At 68.4% G+C, this 21,073-nt stretch carries 22 protein-coding genes and 1 tRNA gene; 13 read left to right on the top strand and 10 right to left on the bottom strand.

Going from position 1 to position 21,073, the window contains the following annotated elements; translation table 11 throughout:
* Window positions 1-114: 114 nt before the first annotated feature.
* Both cpdR and E4O86_RS08160 read left to right on the top strand, forming a co-directional pair.
* Window positions 115-474 (top strand): cell cycle two-component system response regulator CpdR, encoded by a 360-nt coding sequence (cpdR, locus tag E4O86_RS08165; protein WP_161140038.1) that lies wholly within the window; start codon window positions 115-117, stop codon window positions 472-474.
* 91 nt (window positions 475-565) lie between these two features.
* A tRNA-Val gene (locus tag E4O86_RS08160) sits at window positions 566-640 on the top strand.
* A 65-nt stretch (window positions 641-705) separates the two neighbouring features.
* Here the strand turns inward: E4O86_RS08160 and E4O86_RS08155 are convergent.
* Window positions 706-1,578, bottom strand: a complete 873-nt coding sequence (locus tag E4O86_RS08155) for an amidohydrolase family protein (RefSeq protein ID WP_161140037.1) — start codon at window positions 1,576-1,578, stop codon at window positions 706-708.
* Between the two features lie 261 nt (window positions 1,579-1,839).
* Here E4O86_RS08155 and E4O86_RS23925 point away from each other — a divergent pair, with 261 nt between their 5' ends.
* From E4O86_RS23925 to E4O86_RS08120, 7 genes are all read left to right on the top strand, one after another.
* Entirely contained in the window at window positions 1,840-2,511 is a 672-nt protein-coding gene (locus tag E4O86_RS23925) for a response regulator (protein WP_161140036.1), read from the top strand.
* 2 nt (window positions 2,512-2,513) lie between these two features.
* Entirely contained in the window at window positions 2,514-3,968 is a 1,455-nt protein-coding gene (locus E4O86_RS08145; RefSeq protein ID WP_161140035.1) for a sensor histidine kinase, read from the top strand.
* A gap of 130 nt (window positions 3,969-4,098) precedes the next feature.
* The gene (locus E4O86_RS08140) at window positions 4,099-5,109 is read left to right on the top strand and encodes a Bug family tripartite tricarboxylate transporter substrate binding protein (protein ID WP_161140034.1); all 1,011 of its coding nucleotides are present in this window, start codon (window positions 4,099-4,101) and stop codon (window positions 5,107-5,109) included.
* 105 nt (window positions 5,110-5,214) lie between these two features.
* Window positions 5,215-6,612, top strand: a complete 1,398-nt coding sequence (locus tag E4O86_RS08135; protein WP_161140033.1) for an MmgE/PrpD family protein — start codon at window positions 5,215-5,217, stop codon at window positions 6,610-6,612.
* 53 nt (window positions 6,613-6,665) lie between these two features.
* Window positions 6,666-7,115, top strand: coding sequence for a tripartite tricarboxylate transporter TctB family protein (locus tag E4O86_RS08130; protein ID WP_161140032.1), 450 nt, complete (start codon window positions 6,666-6,668; stop codon window positions 7,113-7,115).
* Window positions 7,109-8,626 (top strand): tripartite tricarboxylate transporter permease, encoded by a 1,518-nt coding sequence (locus tag E4O86_RS08125; protein ID WP_161140031.1) that lies wholly within the window; start codon window positions 7,109-7,111, stop codon window positions 8,624-8,626. The genes E4O86_RS08130 and E4O86_RS08125 overlap by 7 nt, the downstream gene beginning before the upstream one ends.
* An 18-nt stretch (window positions 8,627-8,644) precedes the next feature.
* Window positions 8,645-9,454, top strand: a complete 810-nt coding sequence (locus E4O86_RS08120; RefSeq protein WP_161140030.1) for an alpha/beta fold hydrolase — start codon at window positions 8,645-8,647, stop codon at window positions 9,452-9,454.
* A gap of 13 nt (window positions 9,455-9,467) precedes the next feature.
* On the opposite strand, the gene E4O86_RS08115 is transcribed toward E4O86_RS08120, so the two are convergent.
* The 6 genes from E4O86_RS08115 to E4O86_RS08090 form a co-directional block, all read right to left on the bottom strand.
* Window positions 9,468-10,457, bottom strand: coding sequence for a D-2-hydroxyacid dehydrogenase family protein (locus E4O86_RS08115; RefSeq protein ID WP_161140029.1), 990 nt, complete (start codon window positions 10,455-10,457; stop codon window positions 9,468-9,470).
* 48 nt (window positions 10,458-10,505) lie between these two features.
* Window positions 10,506-11,594 carry an ABC transporter ATP-binding protein gene (locus E4O86_RS08110; protein ID WP_161140028.1) on the bottom strand — a complete coding sequence of 363 codons (1,089 nt, stop codon included), beginning with the start codon at window positions 11,592-11,594 and terminating at the stop codon, window positions 10,506-10,508.
* Window positions 11,561-12,538 (bottom strand): ABC transporter ATP-binding protein, encoded by a 978-nt coding sequence (locus tag E4O86_RS08105; RefSeq protein WP_161140027.1) that lies wholly within the window; start codon window positions 12,536-12,538, stop codon window positions 11,561-11,563. The genes E4O86_RS08110 and E4O86_RS08105 overlap by 34 nt, the downstream gene beginning before the upstream one ends.
* A gap of 31 nt (window positions 12,539-12,569) precedes the next feature.
* Entirely contained in the window at window positions 12,570-13,484 is a 915-nt protein-coding gene (locus E4O86_RS08100) for an ABC transporter permease (protein ID WP_161140026.1), read from the bottom strand.
* Window positions 13,477-14,454 carry an ABC transporter permease subunit gene (locus E4O86_RS08095; RefSeq protein ID WP_161140025.1) on the bottom strand — a complete coding sequence of 326 codons (978 nt, stop codon included), beginning with the start codon at window positions 14,452-14,454 and terminating at the stop codon, window positions 13,477-13,479. The genes E4O86_RS08100 and E4O86_RS08095 overlap by 8 nt, the downstream gene beginning before the upstream one ends.
* A 194-nt stretch (window positions 14,455-14,648) precedes the next feature.
* Window positions 14,649-15,227 (bottom strand): flavin reductase family protein, encoded by a 579-nt coding sequence (locus tag E4O86_RS08090; protein ID WP_161140024.1) that lies wholly within the window; start codon window positions 15,225-15,227, stop codon window positions 14,649-14,651.
* Window positions 15,228-15,581: 354 nt separating this feature from the next.
* On the opposite strand from E4O86_RS08090, the gene E4O86_RS08085 reads away from it, so the two are divergent.
* From E4O86_RS08085 to E4O86_RS08075, 3 genes are all read left to right on the top strand, one after another.
* Window positions 15,582-16,145, top strand: a complete 564-nt coding sequence (locus tag E4O86_RS08085) for a carboxymuconolactone decarboxylase family protein (protein WP_161140023.1) — start codon at window positions 15,582-15,584, stop codon at window positions 16,143-16,145.
* Window positions 16,146-16,217: 72 nt separating this feature from the next.
* Window positions 16,218-17,387, top strand: coding sequence for a thiolase domain-containing protein (locus E4O86_RS08080; protein ID WP_161140022.1), 1,170 nt, complete (start codon window positions 16,218-16,220; stop codon window positions 17,385-17,387).
* 1 nt (window position 17,388) lies between these two features.
* The gene (locus E4O86_RS08075) at window positions 17,389-17,784 is read left to right on the top strand and encodes a Zn-ribbon domain-containing OB-fold protein (protein ID WP_205520773.1); all 396 of its coding nucleotides are present in this window, start codon (window positions 17,389-17,391) and stop codon (window positions 17,782-17,784) included.
* 27 nt (window positions 17,785-17,811) lie between these two features.
* On the opposite strand, the gene E4O86_RS08070 is transcribed toward E4O86_RS08075, so the two are convergent.
* Together E4O86_RS08070 and E4O86_RS08065 are read right to left on the bottom strand one after the other, a co-directional pair.
* Window positions 17,812-18,846: an MBL fold metallo-hydrolase gene (locus tag E4O86_RS08070; protein WP_161140021.1), complete on the bottom strand. Its 1,035-nt coding sequence runs from the start codon at window positions 18,844-18,846 to the stop codon at window positions 17,812-17,814.
* A 16-nt stretch (window positions 18,847-18,862) separates the two neighbouring features.
* Window positions 18,863-19,624, bottom strand: coding sequence for an SDR family NAD(P)-dependent oxidoreductase (locus tag E4O86_RS08065; RefSeq protein ID WP_161140020.1), 762 nt, complete (start codon window positions 19,622-19,624; stop codon window positions 18,863-18,865).
* Between the two features lie 169 nt (window positions 19,625-19,793).
* Here E4O86_RS08065 and E4O86_RS08060 point away from each other — a divergent pair, with 169 nt between their 5' ends.
* Entirely contained in the window at window positions 19,794-20,753 is a 960-nt protein-coding gene (locus E4O86_RS08060) for a LysR family transcriptional regulator (RefSeq protein WP_246206287.1), read from the top strand.
* 43 nt (window positions 20,754-20,796) lie between these two features.
* On the opposite strand, the gene E4O86_RS08055 is transcribed toward E4O86_RS08060, so the two are convergent.
* Window positions 20,797-20,970, bottom strand: a complete 174-nt coding sequence (locus tag E4O86_RS08055; RefSeq protein ID WP_161140019.1) for a hypothetical protein — start codon at window positions 20,968-20,970, stop codon at window positions 20,797-20,799.
* Between the last annotated feature and the right edge of the window lie 103 nt (window positions 20,971-21,073).

The following is a 21,073-nucleotide window of genomic DNA, read 5'->3' as shown; positions in this document are numbered from 1 at the left end:
GTCCACAGAACAGGCGGTCCGCCGCGTTGCGGCCCGCGCACTTACCCGATATTTACCGCAACGGCCACAAGGTCGCTTCACTCGCCGCTTAGCGCCGCCTCCCCGGGGAACTCGATGGGCCGAATCCTGCTCGCCGAAGATGACAATGACATGCGCCGTTTCCTGACGCGCGCGCTCGAAAACGCAGGCTACCAGGTCGTCTCATTCGACAACGGCCGATCCGCCTATGACCGCCTGAGGGAAGAGCCGTTCCACCTCCTTCTGACCGACATCGTCATGCCGGAGATGGACGGCATCGAGCTCGCGCGGAAGGCGAGCGAGCTCGACCCCGACCTGAAGATCATGTTCATCACCGGCTTTGCCGCGGTGGCGCTCAATCCGGACATGCGCGCGCCGAAGGAGGCGAAGGTGCTCTCCAAGCCGTTCCATCTGCGCGAACTCGTCGGTGAAGTGAACCGGCTGATGGCTGCCTGAGGCCTCGGCGGCCGGCCTGTCCGGACGCTCTTGCAAGCCCCCGGCCCAGCCGCTATATCGGCCGGGCCGTTCGCGGCAGACCCCAGTTTCCGGGCGCGTAGCTCAGCGGGAGAGCACTACGTTGACATCGTAGGGGTCACAGGTTCGATCCCTGTCGCGCCCACCATTTCCCCAGCGAAAACAAAGACGTCCTGAATTCTGCCCGACCGGCGAGGATGCGGTGGCGGCCCGTCAGATCGTGCCGAAGCCGTAGAGGCGGGCAGGATTCGCGACCAGGATCTCATGCTGCGCGGTCGCGTCGAACCACCGCCTGACCGTATCCAGCAGGGCGGCCGTGTCGAGATCGCGATAATGGGTCTCGCCGTCGCTCGTCGTCGCGGTCCCGGAATGGGTGGGCGTGTGCGGCCAGTCCGATCCCCAGACGATCCGTTCCCGGTTGGCGGCGCGAAGCCGCGTTGCCAGGCCGGCGGTGGCGGCATCGTCGTCCGCGGGGGTGAGCCGGTAGCTGCCCGAGATCTTCACCCAGATGTTGCCGCTGCCGAGGAGCCGCAGGACCGCTGCTTCGGCGGAAGCGGTTTCGCCCGCCGGCGAAAGCAGCCCGAAATGATCGAGGGAGACCGGAACCGGCAGGCGGGCCAGGTCGGATTCGAGCGCTTCGATGGTCCCCGGTCTCGTGAAAAGCTGCACGTGCCAGCCGTTCCGCGCGCAGAGCGCGGCCGCCGCCCGGAGCTTCGCGCGCGCAGGCCCCGGATCGTTCATGCCGAGGGTCGCGAGATTGACGCGGAGCCCGCGGACGCCCTGCCGGTGGAGCGAATCGAGCATGCTGCCTTCTGCATCGTCCGGCACCACCGCCACCGCCCTGGCGCGATCGCCGAGCCGGGCGACTGCATCGAGCATGCAGGAATTGTCGGTCCCGAAGATGCTCGTCTGGATCAGCACGATCCGCTCCAGGCCGAGCCGGCCGAGCATCGACGTCAGCGCCTCCATCGGTGCGTCGACGGGCGTGTAGGCCCGGTGCGGCGCGAGGGGAAATCGGCTTTTCGGGCCGATCACATGGGCATGGCAGTCGCAGGCGCGCGGCGGTGGAAAGCCTGTGCCGGACATGAAGGACCTCCTGAGCGCCGCCCGGGCCGAGCAAGTGTTCCCGAGCCGGCGCCACTTGGCCGGGCCTTGCGCGGCGGCGCAATCGAAAATCCGGCGCCGGCACGGCGACCGGATCACATCACCTTTGCCGATTGCGGGTTTGAGTGCGGCCCGCTTCCGTCGCATGATGGCTGATGAACTCTCGCCGCGACGAAGAGCGCGGAACTGCCGGAGTGCGGCGAGGGGGGGATGTGACCCGACGACGGGAGGGACGTCGGATCCGTGCGTGTGCTCGTGGCCGAAGACAATTTCATGCTCGCCGAGGCGCTTGCCGCAGCCCTGGCCCAGAGCGGATATCTCGTCGATGTCGCACCCGACGGGCTTGCCGCCGAGCACCGGATGCGGGTGATGATCTACGACCTGGTCATCCTCGATCTGCAGCTTCCCGAACTTTCCGGTTTCGATCTCCTGACGCGCCGCCGGGTCGACCAGTCGCGCGTGCCGATCCTCATCCTGTCCGCTCATGACGGGCTGGAAGAGCGGATACGCGGGCTCGATCTCGGCGCCGACGATTTCATGGGCAAGCCTTTCGAGATGGCGGAGCTCGAGGCCCGGATGAGGGCTCTTCTGCGCCGCGGCGCCGCGACGGCGCGGGGCCTTCTGCGGTCGGGGCGGCTCGCCTTCGACCTCGTCGACCGCACCGCCGCGATCGACGGCCGGCCGCTCGCGCTGCCGATGAAGGAGCTCGCCGTGCTCGAACTCCTCCTGCTGCGGGCCGGCAAGGTCGTCACCAAGCAGAGCCTGTTCGACCGGATCTACGATCCGGACGAGGAGACCATGCTCAACGCCATCGAGCTCTACGTCTCGCGTCTGCGGCGCAAGCTGGCGCCGGCCGGGCTGCGGATCCGAACGATCCGCGGGCTCGGCTACCTGCTCGAGGCGAGCCCGGCCTGAGCATGCTCGCGAGCGTGAAGGCGAAGCTCCTCGCCTGGCTGGCGGTCGGCGTGGCGATCATCCTCGCCATCAACGTGGTCGCCGGCATCGCCACGTCCCTCCTTTTCGCGAACACGGCTTTCGACACCGCGCTCTACGGATCGGCCCGGGCGATCGCCGGCGGACTGCGCACGTGGAACCGCAGTCTCGACGTGGCGGTGCCTTCCGTCGCCCTCGAAATGCTCCGCCCGGATTCCGCGCGTCCCGTCTTCCACCGGGTGCGCGGACCGGACGGGCGGGTGATCGCCGGGTTTGCGGACGCCCCCGATCCGCCGGAGCCGTCGGACAGCCGCCGGCCCGTCTATTACGACGCGCCGTTCCGAGGCGTCGACCTGCGCTGGGTGGCGCTGAAGGTGCCGATCCTGGTGCCTTCCGGCAACGGCCTCGCGCTCGTCCAGGTGGGCGAGCCCAAGGACAAGCGCGCCGCTCTCTCGCGCCGGATCGTGGCGACCACCCTTCTGCAGCAATTGCCGCTCGCTCTGATCGCGGCGGCCGGGGCCTGGCTCGCCGTCCATTGGAGCCTCAAGTCCCTCGTCGAGGTCGGCGCCGCGATCTCGGGGCGGCGGGGAGACGATCTCCGGCCGGTCGCCGAGGCGGCCATCCCGCGCGAGGTCCGGCCGCTGCTCGCGGCGATAAACGGCCTCTTCGTGCGGGTCGACCGCGAGATGGAGCTGCAGCGGCGCTTCGTGGCGGATGCATCGCACCAGCTCAAGACTCCGCTCGCCGTCATCAAGACCAATATCGACCTGCTGCGGCGGCAGAGCGAGCCGTCAGATCGCATGCGGACGGTCGATAGGATGGACGAAGTGGTGCGGCGCACGACGCGCATGACGCATCAGATGCTTGCCCAGTTCAGCATCGAGGCCCGCGCGGCGTCGGGCCGGCGGCCGCTCTCGCTGCCGGAGCTCGTGGCCGAGGCGGTGACCGAGCGCGTCCCCTGGGCGCTCGCCCGCGACGTCGATCTCGGCGTGGAGCACGAAGGCGGCCCGACCGTGGTGGATGCGGACGATTCGCTCCTCAACGAGATGATCGGGAACCTGGTCGACAATGCGGTCCGCTACAACCGGGCGGGTGGCACGGTCACCGTCCGCACGCGCTCGGACGCAGGCCTCGCGGTGCTCGAGGTGATCGACGACGGTCCGGGCATTCCCCCGCAGCACCGTGACGCCGTCTTCCAGCGCTTCGCCACGCTCGACGGCCGGAGCGGCGAGAGCTTCGGTCTCGGCCTTCCGATCGCGAGGCAGGTGGCGGAGGCGCACGGCGCGGCGATCGATCTTCTCGACGCGCCGTCGGGTCCGGGTCTGCGCGTCCGCGTGCGCTTTCCGCTCTCGGCAGGGGCACCCTCCGCATCGTCCGGCGATCGGCCTCGGCCCGGGTGTCCGCCGCGGCTGCGCGGCCGAAGCCCGGCAGCGCCGTGACAGCTAGCTGACAGGTTGCGCTGCTATGGTCGGCGGGCCGGCTCCGGAAGAGAGCGGGTGGGCCCGGCTGCGCCGAAAGGGGCGTCTCCGGGCACCGGCGGCTCAAGGGCCGAAGATGGGGAGGAAGACGATGGTACTGCGCATGACGCGGCGCGCGGCGCTGCGCGCATTCGGCGGGCTGACGGCGATCGGCCTGGCCTTGGCTGCCGCGGGGCTGGCCCAACCGGTTCTCGCGCAATCGGGAGCTCCGAAGGGGCCCGTCCGCATCATCGTCGGATTTCCGCCGGGCGGCGGCGCCGATCTTCTCGCCAGGCTGCTCGCGCCGGAGCTCCAGCAGAGCTTCGGCCAGCCGGTCGTGGTGGAGAACCGGCCCGGCGCCCAGGGCCGGATCGGCACCGATCTCGTCGCCAAGGCCGAGCCCGACGGCCAGACCATCCTCATGGCGACCGAAGGGGCGATCGTCATCCTGCCGCACCTGCCGGAGCCGCTCCCCTACGATCCGCTCAAGGACCTCGCGCCGGTTTCGCTCGTCGTTCGCACCACGCCCGTGATCGTCGCCAATCCCTCCGTCGAGGCGGACAGCCTCAAGGATCTCATCGCCGACGCGAAGGCCAATCCCGGCAAGTACTTCTACGGCCATTCCGGCGTCGGCGGCCCGAACCACCTGATGTTCGAGCTCCTCAAGCAGAAGACCGGGGCGAAGATCGAGCAGGTACCCTATCAGGGGACCGGAGCCGTGATCCCGGCGGTGCTTTCGAACGAGGTCCCGCTCGCCATCGGCTACCTGCCTTCCTTCGTGCCCTACATCAAGGCCGGCACCGTGAAGCCGCTTGCGGTGACGTCCGGAGAGCGCGCCTCGGCCATGCCGGACATTGTGACCGTCGCCGACGCCGGCGTCCCGGATTTCGACATGAGCTCCTGGCTCGGCATGTTCGTCCCGGCGGGCACGCCGGCCGAGACCGTAACCGCGATCCGCGACGCGGTGGTCGCCGCGCTCCAGAAGCCCGAGGTCCGGAAATCGATCCAGTCGGGGGGGCAGGAGATCGTCGGCAGCACGCCGGAGGCCTTCGCGAAGGTGGTCCAGTCCGGTTCGGACAATTACCGCGACCTCATCAAGACGCTCGACCTGCCCAAGCAATAGCCGGCGCGGCTCGGAGATCGGGCCACGCGGCGCGCGCATCCGACAATCCGCGGGACCGGCCGGCGGGGCCTGCCGGCCGCGGCAACGAAATTCAGAGGAAGCACGATGGCGACAGGTGGCGAAACGCGCGCGCTGGTGGATTTCGCGCGTGGTCTCGAATGGCGGGATCTTCCCGATGACGTCCGCGAGACGCTCGGTGTGCTCTTTCTCGATTTTCTCAGGGTGTCGTCGATGGGCGCCCGGCTGCCCTGGGCGGATTGGGCGCGGGGCTACATCGGAAAGGTCGCCGCGCCAGGTGCTTCGCACGTCCTCTTCGCCGGCGAGCGGCTCAATCCGCAGCATGCGACCTTTCTCAACGTCGCCTACGGGTCGAGCTTCGACGCCGACGACACGCATGTGGGCGCAATGATCCATTCGGGTATCGCGGCGTGGTCGGCGGGGCTCGCCGCCGGCGAGGAGGCGGGTGCCCGCGGTCCGGAGATCGTCGCCGCGGTGCTCGCGGCCTACGAGGCGGCGATCCGGATCAGCTTCGCCATGCAGCCCGGCCATTTCCATCGCGGCTTCCAGGCGACCGGTACCTGCAACGTGTTCGGCACCGCGCTCGCGGCCGGCCGCCTCCTGCTCGGGGGCGCCGAGGCCGGGAACCGGATGGCCGATGCGATGGGCCTGGCGGCCAACTACGCCGGCGGGCTGGCGCAGTTCTATCACACCGGCGGCTCCGCCAAGCGCATCCAGGCTGCCCACGGGGCGCAGTGCGGCGTCGCGTCGGTTCTCCTGGTCCGCGAAGGGTTTACGGGCCCGAGCGAAATCCTCGAAGGCAAAGCGGGCTTTCTTCAGGCCTATTCCGACGAGTGCCATCCGGAGCGGATCACGGACCGCCTGGGCGAAGTGTTCCACGTCCGCGACGTGCTCGTGAAGGGCTACGCCGCGGCGGCTCGGGTGCATTCGGCCATGGAAGGCATGTTCGACCTCCGGCTTGCGCACGGATTCTCGGCGGAGGACATCGAGCATCTCACGATCGGGATTCCGAAAGTCATCGAAGGACGGCTGACCAAGCCCGAACCGGCGGACGAGCAGGCCGCGCAGATGTCGCTGCCGTTCAGCGTCGCGCTTGCTGCCGCCGTGCCGCTCCAGCCCGGCGCGATCCCCGTTGTCACGATCGCCGATTATCTGGAGCGGATCGACGACCCGAGCCTGAAGCCGCTTCAGGCCAAGATGGAGACGAAGATCGATCCCGACGTGGAGGCGGCGAGCGGCGCGCAGTCGACGGCGGCGAAGCTCGTCCTGACCCTGCGCGGCGGAAGAATGGTCGAGACCTTCGTGGCGGCGCCGAAGGGCAGCGCCTCGCGGCCCTTCACGCGCGCGGAGCACGAAGCGCGTTTCCGCCAGGAACTCGCGACGCGCATCTCCGACGCAAACTGCCAGGCCGTGATCGCGATCTCCCGGGACCTCGAGCGCCTCGACGCGGCGCGTCTCGCCGCGCTCCTCGCACCCTCGGGCTGAACGGGGAGCGGCGGAGCGGAATGCGGCGAACCGGGCGCGGGGACCTTCGGACCATGCGACTGACCGTGACGCGGGACCTCCTGGCCGGCCTGCTCTTCCTGGGGCTCGGCGGCGGCGCGGCGCTCATGTCTTCGAGCTACCGGTTTGGAACGATCCTGCGCATGGGGCCCGGGTTCTTCCCGGTGACGCTCGGACTGATGGTGGCCCTGATCGGGCTCGTCGTCACGGCCCGCGCGATCGTCGCTCCCGACGGATCGCCGCCGGTCGGCACGATCCGGCTCCGGCCCGTTCTCCTCGTCAGCGCGAGCGTCGTCGTCTTTGCGCTCCTCGTCGAGCGGCTCGGCCTCGCCGCGGCGGTCGCGGCCCTCGTGGTGGTCGGAAGTCTGGCCGGACCCGGCCTGACGGTCCGCGGAGCGGTGGCGAAGGTCGTGGTCCTCGTGGCGATCGCCGTCGCCATTTTCGTCTATGGCCTGGCGATCCCGTTCAAGGTCTGGCCATGGTGAGCGACGTCTTCGCCAATCTGGCGACCGGCTTCTCGGTCGCCTTCAGTCCGGTCAACCTCCTCTACTGCCTGCTGGGCGTGACGCTCGGCACCGCCATCGGCGTGCTTCCGGGCGTCGGCCCGCTGGTGACGATCGCCGTCCTGCTTCCGCTGACTTTCGGCCTGCCGCCGGAAGCGTCGCTCATCATGCTGGCGGGCATCTATTACGGCGCGGCCTATGGCGGCTCGACGACCGCGATTCTCGTCAACCTCCCGGGCGAATCCTCGTCCGTCGTGACCTGTATCGACGGCTACCAGATGGCGAGGCAGGGGAGGGCGGGCGCGGCACTTGCGATCGCGGCGATCGCCTCGTTCGCGGCAGGCTGCGTGGGAACCGTGCTGATCGCCCTGTTCGGCCCGCTGCTCGGCGGGCTCGCGCTCGAGTTCCGCTCGCCGGAATACTTCTCGCTCATGCTGATGGCGATGGTGCTGACCGCCGCGCTCGCGCACGGATCCCTTCTCACGAGCATCGGCATGGCGATGCTCGGCGTCATCTTCGGTCTCGTCGGAACGGACGTCACGACCGGAGTCGAACGGCTCACCTTCGGCCTGTCCGGGCTCGGCGACGGGCTCGAATTCGTGGTCGTCGCGATGGGGCTCTTCGCGCTCGCGGAGATCGTTGCGAATCTCGATCGTCCGGAGGGCGCGCGCGAGGTCTTCACCTCGGAGGTCACCGGGCTGATGCCGACGCGCCGCGACCTGAGGACGGCGTTCGGTCCGATCCTCCGCGGCACGGCAATCGGGTCGTTCTTCGGAATTCTCCCGGGCGCCGGCCAGACGATCAGCTCGTTCGCGGCCTATCTCTTCGAGAAGCGGGTGAGCCGGACGCCGGAGCGCTTCGGCGAAGGCGCCATCGAGGGCGTGGCGGCGCCGGAGGCGGCCAACAACGCCGCCGCCCAGACCGCATTCATTCCCACCCTCACGCTCGGCGTTCCCGGCAGCGCGACCATGGCGCTCGTGCTCGGCGCCCTGATGATCCAGGGGATCGCGCCCGGCCCGCAGGTCATCGTGCAGCATCCGACGCTGTTCTGGGGGCTGATCGCGAGCATGTGGATCGGCAACCTCATCCTTGTCCTCCTCAACCTGCCGCTCATCGGGCTCTGGGTGAGGATCCTGCGGGTGCCCTATCACGTGCTCTATCCGGCGATCCTGGTCTTCTCCTCGATCGGGGTCTATTCGGTCGCGAGCAGCACGCTCGACGTCCTCGTCGCCGCCGTGTTCGGCGTGCTCGGATATCTGTTCGCGCGCGCCGGCTGCGCGCCGGCGCCCTTCATTCTCGGCTTCGTCCTCGGTCCGATGATCGAGGAGAATTTCCGCCGGTCGATGATCCTTTCGCGCGGCGACCCGATGATCTTCCTGGTCAACCCGATCAGCGCGACGTTCCTGCTCATCGCCGCGCTCGCGATCCTCGCGATGATCGTGCCGTCGTTCCGCCGCCGCAAGGACGAAGCGCTGCAGGAAGAGGCGGCGTAACAGGAAGGGAGCCGCCATATGCCCGATATCGATGTCCGGCCCGGCATTCGCCTCCATTACGAGGACGACTGGTTCGGCGCGCCCTGGGAGAAGCCGGAGCCGATCGTGCTCGTGCACGGCATTGCCGAATCCGGCCGTGCCTGGACGCAATGGGTCCCGCTTCTTTCCGGAACGTTCCGGGTGATCCGGCCCGACATGCCGGGCTTCGGCAGATCGCCGGTTCCGGAGACCTATTCCTGGCGCAGCGACGAGATCGCCGGCGACCTCCTCCGGCTGCTCGACCTGATCGGCGTCGGCCGCTTCCATCTCGCGGGGGCGAAATATGGCGGCTCGGTCGCCATGCAGATCGCGATCGCCGCCGGCGACCGGGTGAGGTCGCTCAGCCTCCTCGGCGCGCCGCATACCGGCGACGGCACGCGCGGCGCGATGGGGCGCGGCCGCAACCCGGAGATGATCGCGGCGCACGGCGTCAGGTACTGGGCGGCGGAAACCCAGGCTTCGCGGCTCGGGCCGGAGGCGAGTGCGGCGCAGGTCGCCTGGTGGACGGACGAGCTCATGGGGCCGACCGATCCGCGCCCCTGCATCGAGGCGTCCTCGCAGCGCGCCGCGATGGACCTCTCCGGCGATCTCCACCGGATCACCGCGCCGACCCTCGTCATCACCACCGAGGAGAGCGGTCTGCAGAGCGTGGAGAAGGCGCGCGGCTATCAGGAACTGATCCCGAACTCGCGGCTCCTGGTGCTTCCCGGCGCAGCCTACCACATCGCCGCCGTGCGGCCGGAGGTCTGCGCCGCGGAGGTCCGCGCCTTCGCCGTCGCCGCCGGATAGAAGGCGCCCCGGATCAGCCGGCCGCCCGCCTGAATGGGCGGTCCAGCACTTCCGGGTTCTGCACGTCGATCGGATTGCAGGCCGCGAAGGCGAGGATCCGGTCGAACTGTGCCGAGAAATAGGATTCCAGTCCGTCCCGCTCGACGAAGCCGAGATGCGGGGTGCAGACGGCATTGTCGAGATGCAGAAGCGGATCCTCGGCGCCGAAGATCGGCTCGCGATCATAGACGTCGACCGCCGCTGAACCCGGTCGTCCCGCCTCGAGCGCCGCGACGAGGGCACCCGGCTCGATGAGCCCCGACCGGCTGGTGTTCACGAGGACGGAGGTCGGCTTCATCGCCGCGAGGTCAGCCGCCGTGACGAGCCCCTTCGTCTCCGGCACGAGCTTCACATGAAGGCTGAGCACGTCGGATTGCTGAAAGAGCGCACGCTGGCTCCGCGCGACCTCGTGACCATCCGCGGCCGCGGCGGCGCGGCCGCTTTCGCGCGACCAGACGAGCACCTCCATTCCGAATGCGCGGCCATAGCCGGCGACGATCCTGCCGATCCGGCCGTAGCCGAGAATTCCGAGCGTCCGTCCGTGCAGCACCGTCCCGGTGCTGCCCTGCCAGGAGCCGGCCTTGAGCCGTGCCACCTCCTGCGGAATGCGGCGCATGGCTGCGAGTGCCAGACCCCAGGTGAGCTCGGCGGTACCGTAGGTCTGCCCGGGCCGCCCGTTGCAGAAGAGGACGCCGTGCCGCGTGCATGCCTCCACGTCGACGTGCAGCGAAGGACCCGTGAGCGTGACGATCTTCAGGTTCGGCAGTCTCGCGATGAGCTCGCCCGTGATCCGCGTCCGCTCGCGGATCGGGATGAGGGCGTCCACGTCCTTGAGCCGCTCCGCGAGGCGGCCGACATCGTGCTCGCGATCGTGCCAGACGGAGACCCGGTGCCCCGACATTTTCGCGAGGCATTTCAGTTCGGGCACGACGCGCGTGTAGTCGTCGAGGATTCCGATATGCATCGTGGAGTTCTCTCCTGGCGGGCCTGCCGGATGCCCCGGCGGACGGCCTCAAGCGGGGCGGTCGTTCAGGTGGCAGGCCGATCTGTGGCCGGGTGCGACCGTCTTCAGCGGCGGGGCGACCTCGCGGCAGACCGGCATGGCGTGCGGGCAGCGCGGGTGGAAATAGCAGCCGCTCGGCGGGTTGAGCGGCGAGGGGATCTCACCCTTGATCCCCTGATAGACGCGCCGCCGGGTCTCGATGCGCGGGATCTCGTCCAGAAGCGCGGTCGTGTAGGGGTGGTTCGGCCGCGCGAAGAGTTCGTCCGTCTCCGCCTCCTCGACCACGCGGCCGAGATACATGATGACGACGCGGTCGGCGAGGTGGTTGATGACGCCGAGATCGTGGCTGATGAAGAGGTAGGTGAGCGACAGCTGCTCGCGCAGCTCCATGAAGAGGTTCAGGATCTGCGCCTGGATCGAGACGTCGAGCGCCGCGACCGCCTCGTCGCAGACGATGAATTTCGGCTTCACCGCGAGCGCGCGCGCGATTCCGATCCGCTGGCGCTGGCCGCCGGAGAACTGGTGCGGATAGCGCGTGTCGTATTGCGGATCCATCCTGACGCGGGAAAGCATTTCCCGCACATAGGCCTTGAGTTCGGCACGGCTCGTGAGCCCGTGGACGAGCGGCGCCTCGCCGACGATGTCGCGGATCCGCATGCGCGGATTGAGCGAGGTGTAGGGGTCCTGGAAGATCATCTGGACGGCAAGGGCGTAGTCGCGCCGGGCCTGGCCCTTCAGCTCCGCGACCCTTCTGCCTTCGAAGTAGATGTCGCCCGCCGACGGACTGAGGATGCCGGCGACCATGCGCCCGAGCGTCGACTTTCCGCAGCCGGACTCGCCGGCAAGGCCGACGACTTCCCCCGGCTGGACCGAAAGGTCGACCCCGTCCACCGCGCGGACGACCTCCTCCCTGATGTCCGCGCCCAGGAGATTGGCGGCCCTGGCCGCGAAGTCGAGCGGCTTCCGGAACACCCGTGTGAGGCCGCGGAGCTCGATGACGGGCCCCGCGGCGTCCGGCGCGACAAGCCGAAGACCCGCGGCCGCGCGGGCGGCCTCCCCGGAGGTCAGGTCGGTTGCGCTACGAGGGGATGAAAGCATCGCGTCTCCCGCCTGGACGAAATGGACATCGTTTCGGGCTCGTTGGTACAGATCTCGTTCGCGCGGAAGCAGCGCGGGCGGAAGGCGCAGCCCTGCGGGAGATTGGCGAGAGAGGGCGTCGTGCCGCGGATCTGGCGGAGCGGCTGCCCGCGCTCGTTGCGGCTCGGCACGGACCCGATCAGGCCGAAGGTGTAGGGGTGGGCCGGGTGGTCGAGCACGTCGTCGACCGTGCCGCGTTCCACCACGCGCCCGGCATACATGACGCAGATCTCGTCGGCGATGCCGGCCACCACCGCGAGGTCGTGCGTGATCCAGATGAGGCCGGTCGAATGGCTCTGGCAGAGCCGCTGCACCTCCGAGAGGATCTGCCCCTGGATGGTGACGTCGAGAGCGGTCGTAGCCTCGTCCGCGATGATGACGTCCGGGTTGTGCAGCATGGCGATCGCGATGACGACGCGCTGGCGCATGCCTCCCGAGAACTGGTGCGGATAGGCCTGGAGCCGCTCGTCGGGCGAGGGGATGCCGACCTGGCCGAGCGCATCCCGGGCGCGCCGCCGGGCGGCCTGCCGGCTCATCGGCTCGTGAGCCAGCACCGCCTCGACCATCTGCGTCTCGATCCTGAGCACCGGGTTGAGCGTCATCATCGGATCCTGGAAGATCATCGCGATCCGGGATCCGCGCAGACGCCTCATCTCCGGTTCCGAAAGGGCAAGGAGATCGGTGCCGTTATAGAGGATGCGGCCCCCGACGATCCGCCCCGGATGATCGACGAGGCCCATGATCGAATAGCCCGTCACCGATTTGCCGGATCCCGATTCGCCGACGAGCCCGAGCACCTTTCCGCGCCTGACCTCGAAGCTCACGTCCTCGACCGCCTTCACGACGCCGGCGCGCGTGAAGTAGTGCGTCCGAAGGTGCTCGACATTGAGGACAGCGGCCGTCATGGAGCGCGGCTCCCCGAACGCATCGGGCGCCTCATCGCTGCAGGCGCGGGTTGAGGACGTCGCGCAGGTGATCGCCCACGAGATTGACGCCGAAGATCAGCATGACGAGGGCGACGCCGGGGAAGAAGCTCACCCAGTACTCGCCGGACATCAGATAGCCGAATCCGTTGGCGATGAGCAGACCGAGCGAGGGCTGCGTGACGGGAACGCCGAGGCCGAGATAGGAGAGGCTCGCCTCGAGGAGCACTGCGCGCGCAAGCAGCACGGTCCCGACCACCATGACCGGCGGCAGACAATTGACCAGCAGGTGGCGCAGCACGATCCGCCAGCGCGGCAGCGCGAGGCAGATGGCGGCCTCGACATATTCCTTCTTCCGTTCGACGAGGGCCACGCCGCGCACGATGCGGGCGAAATAGGCCCAGTAGATCGCGACCATCGCGATCACCAGCTTGCCGACGCCCGGACCCATGGCGACGAGGAGGAGGAGCGCGATCAGGAGACCGGGAATGCTGATCTGCACGTCGACGAGGCGCATGAGGAACGCATCGAAGCGGCCGCCGAAATAGCCGGCCGCAAGGCCGAGCACGAGGCCGATGACGAGCGCGATCAGGGTGGCGCTCGCGGACACGACGATGCTGATGCGCAGTCCGTAGAGGATCGCGCTGAGGAGGTCGCGGCCCTGGCTGTCGGTCCCGAGCACGTGGAGGATGCCGCCCGGCGAGGCTTCGCCGGGCCGCATCATCGCGTCGAGAAAGCTGATCTGGGCGAGATCGTACGGGTTCTGCGGCGCGATGACGGGGGCGAGCAGCGCGGCGAGGAGCAGCACCACGAGAAGCGCAAGCCCGAACACCGCCTGCTTGTTCTCGGCGAAGGACCGCAGGACCCGCTGCCATTTCGCGTCGTCGGCGACCGGCGCGGTCGCGTGCGTGCCCGCGACGTCAGTCATTGCCGCCTCCCGAGTAGCGGACCCGCGGGTCGACGATGCCGTAGACGATATCGACGAGGAGGTTGATGACGACGAAGGTCGTCACGACGAACATCATGTAGCCGACGATCACCGGCCGATCGAGGAAGTGGATCGACTCGATCGCGAGCCGGCCTATGCCCGGATATGCGAAGATCACCTCGGTGAGGAGCGCGCCGGTCAGGAGATTGGCGAGCTCGAGGCCCTGCACGGTGATGATCGGGATGAGGATGTTCTTGAACGCGTGGAGCCAGACCACCCGGCGCTCGAAGAGGCCCTTGGCGCGCCCGAACTTCACGTAGTCCGTCATCAGCGCCTCCTGCATGCCGGCGCGGGCGAGGCGGATGAGGAGCGCGAAGTTGAAGAGCGCGAGCGTGACGCCCGGGAGGATGAGATGCTTGATCCCGTCCCAGGTGAAGAGCGCCCACTGTGTTCCGAGGATCGTTATCGTGTCGCCGCGGCCGGTGGAGGGGAGCCAGCCGAGCCAGACCGAGAACACGATGATCGACATCAGGCCGATCCAGAACGAAGGCAGGCTGATGCCCAGGATCGAGCCGGCCATGATCGTCTTGCCGAGAAGGGAATCGGGCCGGCGGCCGGCGATGACGCCGAGCGGTACGCCGAGGAACGATACCAGGAAGGCCACGATCGTCAGCTCGATCGTCGCCGGCAGGCGCTGCAGCAGCAGATCGCTGACGGGGATCGAAGCGGAAAACGACTTGCCGAGGTCGAAGTGGAGGAGATTGACGAGGAAGTGCCAGTATTGGGCCCAGAGTGGCTGGTCGAGCCCGAGCGCATGCTCCGCCGCCATCCGCTCGGCCTCGGTGGCGTTGGGATCGATCAGGATGTCGATCGGGTTTCCGATCAGATAGACACCGCCGAACGCGATGAGCGACATCGCGAGGAGCACGATGAGGCTCTGCGCCAGCCGGCGTATGATGAAAACCGTCACCGCAACCCTCCCAAGCTGCAAGTGGCCGGTTCAGCATGGCTGACCGGCGGTACGGGTCCTTGGTCGGCCGGCCCGCGCATGCGGTCGGCATCTTGGTCTTCGGACCGGCCGGGCTTCTGATTTGACTCTAGAATGTCATCACGCGCTTCTTTCCGCCACCGGATTAGCTGCTTGAAGTCGCACCATGCCGGCCATCAGTCGGCCGCCTTCCGTGCCGCTATCTCGAAGTTGCAATAGCTGCGCGCGTGGTAGAGCAGCGGCGTCGCCCCCGAGGCGAGCGCTTCCACCACCCTGCCGACATAGATCGCGTGCGTCCCGTGGAGCGTCTCGTCGACCACTTCGCAGCAGGCGGCCGCGACCGCGTCCGCCAGCACGGGCGCACCGCAGCGGCTCGTCCGCCAGTCGCCATGCGCGAAGCGGAGCTCGCTCGAGAGCTGGGGCTGCGCGAAGCGGCGCGCCACGATCTCGTGATGGGGCGCGAGGAAGTTCACCGAGAAGGCGCCGGAGGCGGAGATGACCGGCCGCGCGGACGATTGCTGGTTCACGCAGACGAGCAGCTGCGGCGGGGCCAGCGAGACCGAGCACACGGCGGTCGCCGTCAGCCCCCTGCGCACCCCTTCGTGTTCGGCAGCGATGATGGTCACCGCCGCCGGAATCGCGCTCATCATCTGTCGGAACAGGTCGCTGCTGGCCTCGGCGAGCTCCGCGGCGGCCTCCCGGCTTTCCTCGGTGCTCGCGGTGCCGTATCCGCATGCCTGTTCAGGACGCGCCATGCCCGGTCCGCCGGACCCGCCGGCCAGAGCCGCGCGGTCACAACAATATGCGCTCAAGGGGCATACCTCGGTCGCAGGTTTCCGATCACCAAGAGGTAGCGCAGCCCGGACGAGGCCAGAATCCCCGGCCTTGGAAATGGATTGTTTCGTTTTCCGTGCCGAGGCTCGCTTCCTCGCGGCGCCTCCGGCAATAATCCGGAGCGGGCATCCGGACCGGCATCCGGATCGGGCCGGCGCGCCGGCAGCCGCCGGAAACACTTAATTTCCGAAGCCCCGCTTCTCAGAAACGGGTGGCTTCTCTAAGCGGGGCGGAACGAAGAGGCACGCCGCGGGAGCGGCGCCGGGGAGGTAGGCTTGCCACGGATTCCGTTGATCGATCCGGCCTCGCTCAGTCCGGAGCAGCAGGCGGTCTTCGACAAGATCCAGGGCGGCGCGCGCGGCCGGGTCGGCGGTCCCTTCCGGGTTCTCCTGCACAGTCCCGGCGCGGCCGACGTGGTCCAGCAGGTCGGCGAATATCTCCGCTTCCACTCCGTGCTTCCGGAGCGGATCCGGGAACTCGTGATCACGCTCGTCGCCCGCCACTGGCATGCCGATATCGAATGGAACTCGCACGCGCCGCGCGCCGCGCGGCTCGGCGTGCCGGCCGAGGTCCTGGAAGCGATCGGAGGCGGGGAGCCTCCGCCTTTCACCGAAACGGAGGACCGGATCGCCTGCGCGTTCGTTTCGGCGGCGCTGAAATCGTCGGGGATGGGGTCGATCCCCGAAGAGGTCCTCGCGGAGGCGCGTGCGGCCTTCGGCGAAGCGGGGCTGATCGATCTCGCGGTGTTCGCCGGCTACTACACGCTTCTCGCCATGGTCCTGAACACGTTCGAGGTCCGTCCGGAGGGCGCCGACATACCATGGCGGCGCGGAGACTGAGCGGCCCGCGGCCCTCCGCCCTGGCCCTTCGCGGCCCGATCCCATCGCAACAGCAACGGCGCGGTTCATTCCATGAGCATCAGGGGCAAAGCCTGCATCGCCGGCGTCTACGAGCATCCGACCCGCAAGGCGCCGGACAAGTCGGTCGCCCAGCTCCATGCGGAGGTGGCGCTCGGAGCGCTCAAGGACGCTGGGCTCACCAAGGACGACGTCGACGGCTATTTCTGCGCCGGCGACGCGCCGGGGGTCGGCGCGACCTCGATGATCGAGTACATGAACCTCAAGGTCCGCCACCTCGATTCCACCGATACGGGCGGATCCTCCTATCTTGTCCACGTCTCGCACGCGGCCCAGGCGATCGCGCTCGGCAAGTGCGACGTCGCGCTCGTGACGCTCGCCGGCCGGCCGCGCAGCGAGGGTATGGCGACCGGCACGACGCCGCGCATGCGCGATCCGAACCAGCCGGATTTCCAGTGGGAGTTCCCGTATTCGCTCACCAACGTCGCCGGCTACGGCATGTGCGCGATGCGGCACATGCACGAGTTCGGCACGACCAGCGAACAGCTCGCCTGGATCAAGGTCGCCGCTTCCCACCATGCGCAGCACAATCCGAATGCGATGCTGCCCGAGGTCGTGACGGTGGAAGAGGTCGTGAGCTCTCCGATCCTCGCCGATCCTCTCCATCGGCTCGATTGCTGCGTGATCAGCGATGGCGGTGGCGCCGTGATCGTCACCCGGCCGGAAATCGCCCGCAGCCTCGGCCGTCCGCTCGTGAAGGTGATCGGCGCTGGAGAGGCGGAGAAGCACACTGCCGGCGGCGATGTCGACCTCACCTATTCGGGCGCGGTCTGGTCGGGCCCCGCCGCCTTCGCCGAGGCCGGCGTGACGCCCGCCGACATCAAGTACGCATCCATCTACGACAGCTTCACGATCACCGTTCTGATGCAGATCGAGGATCTCGGCTTCTGCGAGAAGGGGCAGGGGGGCCGCTTCGTCGCCGATGGCAATCTCATCTCGGGGGTCGGCAAGCTTCCCTTCAATACCGATGGCGGCGGGCTCTGCAACAATCACCCGGCCAATCGCGGCGGAATGACGAAGATCATCGAGGCGGTGCGGCAGCTGCGCGGCGAGGCGCATCCCGCCGTCCAGGTGAAGAATTGCGACCTGGCCCTCGCCCAGGGCACCGGTCTTCAGCTCGGCGCCAGGCATGGCAGCGCCACTCTCATCCTGGAGCGGGAGTAGAATGATGCAGGCAGCCGACCGAAAGATCGCCGCGCCGATCGTGAACGTGGAGACGGAGCCCTTCTGGAAGGCGGCGGCCGAGGGCCGCTTTCTCATCAAGCGCTGCACCGACTGCGGTAAGCCGCATTGGTACCCGCGGGCGGTCTGTCCGTTCTGCATGAGTGCGGCGACCGTCTGGGAGGAGGCGTCCGGGCGCGGGACGATCTACAGCTACAGCGTGGCACGGAGGGCGCCGGAGCCCTACGCGGTCGCCTACGTGACGCTGGAGGAGGGGCCGACGATGCTCACGAACGTCGTCGACTGCGACCTCGACGCGCTCGCCTTCGGACAGGCGGTGGTCGTCACGTTCAAGCCGAGCGACGGCGGCTATCCGGTGCCGATGTTCCGGCCGGCCTGACGGCCGGAGGACATTACGGGTCGACGCCTACCGGCTCGGCCGAAAGCGGATCCGACCGTCCGCGGCGCGGCTGCGCGCCAGTCGGCCCGTGCCGACCAGGTGGTTGAGGTGGGCAAGCGTTTCGGCGACCGCGAACCGCGCATGCGCCTTGCGCATGGCCTGCGGGAACAGCCGGATTGCCACGTCGAAGGTCGTCGGCTCGCCGTCGCAGGCCGTCGCGATCGCGGCGAGACGCGATGCGTGATGGGCCTCGAGCTGGCGCGCGCGGATGCCGGGACCGCGATAGGGCAGGCCATGGCCCGGCAGGACCAGCACGTCCTCGTCGAACGATCCGAGCACCCGGAGCGAGGCGAGGAACTCCGTCAGCGGATCGGCTTCCGGTTCGGAATAGTTGACGCCGATCTGCGGGGTGATGCGCGGCAGGATCTGGTCGCCCGCGATCATGATCCGATCGCTCTCGGACCAGAACACGCAATGCTCCTGCGCGTGGCCGCCGAAGATCATCACGCGCCAGCGCCGTCCGCCGAACGCGAGCACGTCGCCCTCGGCGATGCGGACGAAGGCAGGCGGCATCTCGGCGATGAGCGAGGCCGAGCGCGCCCGCTCGGCGAGGAAGCCCTCGACGAGGGCGTCGGGGCAGCCATGGCTCTCGTAGAAGCGGCCGGCCGGCCCGCGCAGTCCCTCCACCGTCTCGAGCCGCCTGATGACGGCGCTTGTCCATTCCGATCGGGAACTCAGGAAGGGCGCGTCCAGCAGGGCGGTGAGCGGGCCGGCAAACCCGACATGATCGGTATGGCCGTGCGTCGCGACGAGGCGGCTGACCGGCCTGCCGGCGAGGGGGCCGTCGAGGAGCTTCCGCCACGCGGCCTCCGTTTCGGCGGTCGCGGCGCCGCAATCGACCACGGTCCAGCCGTCGCCGTCGTCGAGGATGAAGACGTTCAGGTGGTCGAGCGCGAACGGCAGCGCGAGTCGGGTCCACAGGAGGCCCGGCGCGATCGCCACGACCTCCCCGAATTCGGGCGGCGCAAAGGGATAGTGCAGATCGGCCGGGGCGACGTTCATGCCGGGCAGGCTCCTTCTACGCGGCCGTGAGGCCGCCGTCGACGACGAGGACGTGTCCGGTCGTATAGGACGCTTCCTCGCCCGCAAGGTAGCGTATGGCCGCGGCGACCTCGCCTGCCTCCGCATAGCGCCCGAAGGGGATCCGGGCGAGCGCTTTTGCCTTGTGCTGCGGGCTGGAGAGTGCGATCCGCGATTTCGTCTCCGTGGCGCCCGGCGCGACCGCGTTGACGCGGATGCGGTGGGGTGCCCACTCGATCGCCAGCATCCGGGTCATGTGGGCGACGCCGGCCTTCGCGATGCCGTAGACCGAGGCGCCCCCAAGCCCGACCAGGCCGTGGGTCGAGGCCAGATTGACGATGCTCCCGCCTCCGCCGGCCGCGATCCGGTGCCTGCCCATGGCCTGCGCCATGAAGAAGGTTCCCGTGAGATTGACGGAAAGCACCCGGTCCCAGTCGGCGCGTTCGATGTCGACCGCCGGCTTCCGGAGCGACGGCACGCCGGCATTGTTGACCAAAACGTCAAGCGTTCCGAACGCATCGAGGATTGCGGCGAAGCATGCTTCGATGCTCGCCTCGGAGCGGATGTCGAGCGCAACCGGCAGCGCGCGGGCGCCACGCGCCCGTATGTCCTCGACAGTCGTCGCGAGATCGCGCGGATCGAGATCGGTCACGGCGACGTCGTAGCCGTCGGCTGCCAAGGCCGAGGCCGCTGCCGCGCCGATCCCGTGGGAGGCCCCGGTGATGAGCGCGGTCCGTCTGCTGCTGCGGTCGGCTGTCATCCCGTCCTTGTATGCAGCCGTCCACATCATCTCTGGCGGAGGGCGGTGATACGGTCTAGATTTTCGAGCGAGGCTCGCGTGCAGCCAAGTCATAGCGCCGACTGCGGCCGCACGTTGTTTCCGTGGTTTCCACGGTCTTGTTCCGAAACGGAGCAGCACCGGATCCGGGATGGCGATGAACAAGTTCCAGGCGATTTCCGCGTTTGTCCAGGTGGTCAAGCAGGGGGGATTCTCGGCCGCCGGCAAGAAGCTGGGCATGTCCGCTTCGGCCGTCACGAAGAGCATTGCCCGCCTGGAGGACCAGCTCGGCACCCAGCTTCTCAACCGGACGACCCGGCGCATTGCGCTCACCGAGTACGGTCAGGAATTCTTCGAGCGCTGCGATCGGATCCTTTCCGATCTCGACGACGCGGAATCGGCGATGCGCGATTCGAGCGCAAAGCCGCAGGGGCTCGTGCGTGCGGTCATGCCGTTCTCGTTCGGACGGGTCACCGTGATCCCGGCGCTTCCGAAATTCTTCGAGCGCAATCCGGAGATCTCGCTCGAGATCAAGTTCAGCGACCTTCCGGTCGACCTGATCCAGGAAGGCTACGATCTCGCCGTGCGGACCGGTGATCTCGTCGATTCGCGGCTGATGCGGCGTGTGCTGACGCGCGGGCCGATGACGGTCGCCGCCTCGCCGGATTATCTTGCCAGGCATGGCACGCCCCAGGTGCCGGAGGACCTTGCCCGCCATTGCTGCGTGATCGGGAAGGCGGGCAGCGAGTGGACGTTCACCCGCGACCAGAAGCCGTTCAAGGTCCGCGTCGAAGGCAATCTGCGGCTCCTGAGCGGCGACGCCTATCGCGAGGCGGCGGTACACGGCCTGGGCATCGGCTATTCGACCCGCTGGCTCTTCCGGAAGGACATCGAGAACGGCAGGCTGGTGAGCCTGCTCGACGACTACATGCCCGACGGCGTGCCCATTTCGGTCGTCTACAACGACAAGCGCCACATCCCGCGCAAGATGCACGCCTTCATCAACTTCCTTCTCGAGATCACGCGTTCCGAGGAGTTGGAAGAGCGGCCGAGGCCGGCCGCGGTGGCGCCTGCCCATCGCCGGAGCGAGACGCTCATTCCCGGGGAGTGAGCGCGGGCCGCCATGGCGGCCCGGAAGCCTTGCCCGGCCGGCTTTATTCCGGCCGGACGTTCTGCACGAAGAACATGCCGTCGCTCCGCGGCGTGAAGGCGATTGCCTTCCTCGTGAGCGCCGTCACGTTCGCCATCCACAAGGGCACGATGGCCGAATCCTGCAATGCGGTCCGCGTCACCTCGGCAAACATCTTCCGCCGATCCTCGTCGGACATGGTCTGCATCGCGCGCCGACCGATAGCAACCTGCGGGCGGGGGACGAACCGTTCGAACGGGAGAACACTTGTTCCGGGCGGGGGACGGTGAAACGGAACGGGG

It is taken from the genome of Propylenella binzhouense (assembly GCF_009866965.1).
GTDB classification, from domain to species: Bacteria; Pseudomonadota; Alphaproteobacteria; order Rhizobiales; family Afifellaceae; genus Propylenella; species Propylenella binzhouense.
This window is presented reverse-complemented; position numbering and strand designations above follow the sequence as displayed.

Bases quoted from the DNA above. Each gene is read 5' to 3' on its own strand.
- cpdR (WP_161140038.1), top strand. From the start codon at position 115: ATGGGCCGAATCCTGCTCGCCGAAGATGACAATGACATGCGCCGTTTC.
- E4O86_RS08080 (WP_161140022.1), top strand. From the start codon at position 16,218: ATGAGCATCAGGGGCAAAGCCTGCATCGCCGGCGTCTACGAGCATCCG.
- E4O86_RS08070 (WP_161140021.1), bottom strand. From the start codon at position 18,846: ATGAACGTCGCCCCGGCCGATCTGCACTATCCCTTTGCGCCGCCCGAA.
- E4O86_RS08135 (WP_161140033.1), top strand. From the start codon at position 5,215: ATGGCGACAGGTGGCGAAACGCGCGCGCTGGTGGATTTCGCGCGTGGT.
- E4O86_RS08060 (WP_246206287.1), top strand. From the start codon at position 19,794: ATGGCGATGAACAAGTTCCAGGCGATTTCCGCGTTTGTCCAGGTGGTC.
- E4O86_RS08130 (WP_161140032.1), top strand. From the start codon at position 6,666: ATGCGACTGACCGTGACGCGGGACCTCCTGGCCGGCCTGCTCTTCCTG.
- E4O86_RS08105 (WP_161140027.1), bottom strand. From the start codon at position 12,538: ATGACGGCCGCTGTCCTCAATGTCGAGCACCTTCGGACGCACTACTTC.
- E4O86_RS08155 (WP_161140037.1), bottom strand. From the start codon at position 1,578: ATGTCCGGCACAGGCTTTCCACCGCCGCGCGCCTGCGACTGCCATGCC.
- E4O86_RS08075 (WP_205520773.1), top strand. From the start codon at position 17,389: ATGATGCAGGCAGCCGACCGAAAGATCGCCGCGCCGATCGTGAACGTG.
- E4O86_RS08065 (WP_161140020.1), bottom strand. From the start codon at position 19,624: ATGACAGCCGACCGCAGCAGCAGACGGACCGCGCTCATCACCGGGGCC.
- E4O86_RS08100 (WP_161140026.1), bottom strand. From the start codon at position 13,484: ATGACTGACGTCGCGGGCACGCACGCGACCGCGCCGGTCGCCGACGAC.
- E4O86_RS08055 (WP_161140019.1), bottom strand. From the start codon at position 20,970: ATGTCCGACGAGGATCGGCGGAAGATGTTTGCCGAGGTGACGCGGACC.
- E4O86_RS08145 (WP_161140035.1), top strand. From the start codon at position 2,514: ATGCTCGCGAGCGTGAAGGCGAAGCTCCTCGCCTGGCTGGCGGTCGGC.
- E4O86_RS08115 (WP_161140029.1), bottom strand. From the start codon at position 10,457: ATGCATATCGGAATCCTCGACGACTACACGCGCGTCGTGCCCGAACTG.
- E4O86_RS08125 (WP_161140031.1), top strand. From the start codon at position 7,109: ATGGTGAGCGACGTCTTCGCCAATCTGGCGACCGGCTTCTCGGTCGCC.
- E4O86_RS08140 (WP_161140034.1), top strand. From the start codon at position 4,099: ATGGTACTGCGCATGACGCGGCGCGCGGCGCTGCGCGCATTCGGCGGG.
- E4O86_RS08110 (WP_161140028.1), bottom strand. From the start codon at position 11,594: ATGCTTTCATCCCCTCGTAGCGCAACCGACCTGACCTCCGGGGAGGCC.
- E4O86_RS08090 (WP_161140024.1), bottom strand. From the start codon at position 15,227: ATGGCGCGTCCTGAACAGGCATGCGGATACGGCACCGCGAGCACCGAG.
- E4O86_RS08120 (WP_161140030.1), top strand. From the start codon at position 8,645: ATGCCCGATATCGATGTCCGGCCCGGCATTCGCCTCCATTACGAGGAC.